Origin of the sequence: Mycobacterium sp. (assembly GCF_050701675.1) — a bacterium.
Classification (GTDB): Bacteria; Actinomycetota; Actinomycetes; order Mycobacteriales; family Mycobacteriaceae; genus Mycobacterium.
This window is the reverse complement of sequence record NZ_JBOGDD010000658.1, coordinates 1-3393: the sequence shown is the minus strand read 5'-3', so window position 1 is coordinate 3393 and position 3393 is coordinate 1. Positions and strand designations below refer to the sequence as shown.

Annotated in this window: 3 protein-coding genes and 1 pseudogene; 3 read left to right on the top strand and 1 reads right to left on the bottom strand. The window is 63.6% G+C overall.

Annotated features, from left to right (window positions below; genetic code table 11):
• Positions 1 to 309 precede the first annotated feature (309 nt).
• Positions 310 to 1512 carry an NAD(P)/FAD-dependent oxidoreductase gene (locus ACRDUX_RS20245; RefSeq protein ID WP_526415836.1) on the top strand — a complete coding sequence of 401 codons (1203 nt, stop codon included), beginning with the start codon at positions 310 to 312 and terminating at the stop codon, positions 1510 to 1512.
• Positions 1513 to 1542: 30 nt separating this feature from the next.
• Positions 1543 to 2277, top strand: a complete 735-nt coding sequence (locus ACRDUX_RS20240) for a type 1 glutamine amidotransferase (RefSeq protein WP_526415834.1) — start codon at positions 1543 to 1545, stop codon at positions 2275 to 2277.
• Positions 2278 to 2731: 454 nt separating this feature from the next.
• On the opposite strand, the pseudogene ACRDUX_RS20235 reads toward ACRDUX_RS20240, so the two are convergent.
• Positions 2732 to 2845 (bottom strand): annotated as a pseudogene (locus tag ACRDUX_RS20235) (ATP-dependent DNA ligase); the annotation flags it as partial.
• 202 nt (positions 2846 to 3047) lie between these two features.
• Between ACRDUX_RS20235 and ACRDUX_RS20230 the strand changes: the two are divergent.
• On the top strand, positions 3048 to 3393 hold a 346-nt coding region (locus ACRDUX_RS20230; protein ID WP_526415832.1), incomplete at its 3' end, for a hypothetical protein.

The window sequence follows — 3393 nt, the reverse complement described above, 5'->3', positions numbered from 1 at the left end:
GTCACCATCAGCACGATGTGCAGGAAGTTGATCGAACTGCGAAGCAAGTGCGTCGATGACTGCGTCGCAGGCGGCGCGGCCTCCGGATCGGAAAGTTGGGTCATACAGAGGCCTTCCAGCGATGATGGTTCGGCACGCATGGCTGTAGTGATGCCGATCACGTGACGCTATCCAGCGCTGGACACGCATTGAATGTGCATACAGCACACAAGCGGCACGCCTGGTGTGCGTGGCACACACCTCACCGCCACCAGCCGAACGGGAGCATGAAAGGTATTCCATCACCAACTTGCTACGTCTAGGACGCCCGTGACCAACAATGCTGGCACCGTCATCGTCGGCGGCGGACTGGCCGCCGTCCGTACCGTCGAGGAACTTCGCCGCGCCGAGTTCGCGGGTCCCATCACCATCGTCAGCGACGAGGACCACCTGCCCTACGACCGGCCACCGTTGTCAAAGGACGTGCTGCGCGGCGAGACCGACGACGTGCTGCTCAAGCCCGCCGAGTTCTACACCGACAATGACATCACCGTCCGGCTTGGATCCGCGGCCACCGCGCTCGACACCGCGGCCCAGACGGTGCTGCTGGCCAACGGCGACGTCGTCGCCTACAACGAACTGGTCATCGCAACCGGCTTGACGCCCAAGCGCATCTCGTCGCTGCCCGACCTCGAAGGTGTGCGCGTACTGCGGACCCTCGACGAGAGCCTGGCGCTGCGCCGCCATGCCGGCTCGGTGAAGCGGGCCGTCATCATCGGTGCGGGCTTCATCGGCTGCGAGGTCGCCGCCAGCCTGCGCCAGCTCGGCGCCGAGGTGACCATCGTGGAGCCGCAGCCCTCGCCGCTGGCCTCGGTGCTAGGCACTCAGATCGGCGACCTTGTCGCCCGGCTGCACCGCGCCGAGGGCGTCGAAGTGCGTTGCGGGATCGGCGTGACGGGCGTGACCGGCACCGACCACGTCGAGAAGGTGCAACTCTCCGACGGCACCGAACTCGACGCGGACGTGGTGGTGGTCGGCATCGGCTCCCGGCCGTCGACCGAATGGCTGCAGGGCAGCGGCGTCGACGTCGACAACGGAGTGGTGTGCGATGTCCACGGCAGTACCTCGACGCCCCACGTGTGGGCGATCGGTGACGCAGCGTCGTGGCAGGACGCCACCGGAGACCAAGTGCGCATTGAACATTGGAGCAACGTCGCCGAGCAGGCCCGCGTGATCGTGCCGGCGATGCTGGGGGGCGAGTCACCCGACGTCGTGGTGGTGCCCTACTTCTGGAGCGACCAGTACGACGTCAAGATCCAGTGTCTCGGTGAGCCCGAGGCTGACGACGTCGTACACGTCGTCGAGGACGACGGCCGCAAGTTCCTTGCCTACTACGAGCGCGACGGCGTAGTGGTCGGCGTCGTGGGTGGGGGCATGCCGGGCAAGGTCATGAAGGCCCGCGCAAAGATTGCCAACGCCGCGCCGATCACCGATGTCGTAACCACGTACACCGCGGACCGTCCAGCCGTCTGAACCGGTCGGCAACCATGACGAAGGAGTTGTATGAACGACACCACCGACCGACCCGCCAAGCGTCGGCTGCTGGTCATCCAGCCCGACGCCAAAGGAATCCTCGACAACTTCGAGCGCTGGCTCACCGCCGAGGGAGTGGCGATTCAGACGGTGCGACCGTACGACGGCGATGAAGTACCGCGAAAGCTCGCCGACACAGACGCCGTGCTCGTCCTCGGTGGCAGCATGAGTTCCCTCGACGACCGCGAGTATCCGTGGTTGGAAGACATTCGCGAACTCCTGCGCAGCGCACACGCCGCAGGACAGCCCGCGCTTGGCATTTGTTTGGGTGCGCAGCTCATGGCGCAGGCGCACGGAGGCTTAGTCGAGGTCGGCGCCCACGGCACCGAAGCCGGGTTGATCTCGGTGCACTGGCGTGACGACGTCAAGGACGACATATTGCTTGGCGATCTTTCGGACCCGTTCCTCGTTGGCGCGCTCCATGGCGACGCCGTTGTGATGCTGCCGCCAACAGCGGTATGGCTAGCGAAGTCAGACCAGTACGCGCACCAGGCCTTTCGGCTCGGTACTTCCTCGTGGGGACTGCAATTTCACCCAGAAGTCAGCGTCGAAACGATGCGAATGTGGGTGTCCGGCATGGACAGGAACGAAAGACATGACATCAGCGGTTTAGAGAACGGCACAACCGAATTCGAGCAGCATCAAGACACCGTGCTGGTCGGGACATCCACCGTGGCACGCCGATTCGCTGATCGGATCAAGTAGCAGCCTCAAAATGCTTACAGCTAGTCTTTCGCTCGGCGCGGCAGGCGCCCGAGATCAACCCTGCCGCCAACCTAACAGGTCGACGCGACGCAGCCGACGCGGAAGGCACCCGGCCCGGTCGAGCACTGATCCTTGACCAGTTCGTCGCAGTTTCCCTGAAGGACATAGACGGCTGGGGTATCTCCCGCACCGGCCCTTGGGAGCCAGCCACTTACGAGCGACGGCTTCACCATGCACATGGGATCGCAGTGCTGAGGGTGTGCGTCCCGATGCCGTGGAAATAGCACATTTCAACTACGACCGGGGACCGAGTTGAGGTGCAGGGGATGTCGCGCGAAGCAGGTCGTCGCCGAGTTCAGTTCGGTGGCGACAGTCGAACGCCACTCCACGTGCGCCGAGCCAGTCCAGGCTTGTGGCCCAGCGAAGGCGCCAACCTCGATGTCACGATCCCCCGTCAGCTAGCGGTCGGGTTGCCTTTCGCATCCCAGTTGGCCGCGACCTTCTTGCTGGGCTGGACCCGCGGCGGCTCACCTGGCATCTTCGGATAGCTCGGTTCTCCGGGTAGTTCAGGGCTGTGCGGTCTAGGGCCCATCCCTCACAAGTTCGGGCCGACGCGGCATGGATGGTGGGTCTCAGAGCAGTTTGCTGCCGGTAGCTTGGTGCTTCAGTCAGATGCGTTCACTCACCTAGTGCGTGTTCGTCAGGCTGGACGCTTCGTGGCGCCCGCCTAGCCAGAATCGTCGTGACGAAGCAGAGATCTAGGAGGCACAGTGCCAAGCCCCGACCTTCAGCCAAGTGACGGTTCCTCACCACCCGACGATTCGTCAACCCCAGAGCAACATGTTCCGCTGTTCTACGATCCAGCCGTATTCGAGGGAGTGATGGTCCTGTCGTTGGCCCTTCCATACGAGTTGCCACTTTCAGCTGGTCTCAGCCCACTGCTGATTGAGGACGAATACCTGGAAGGGCGAGGAGCCGCGGAGTCGAACTTTGACGACGCTTGGATGCAGACCCCATTCACCTGTCTCACTTTGTGGTTCGTCGAATCTGCCGAACCAAACCCCATCGTTGTCGACTCGGTGCTCGCGTCGAGAGTCCTGAGCGCGGTCACAGGGC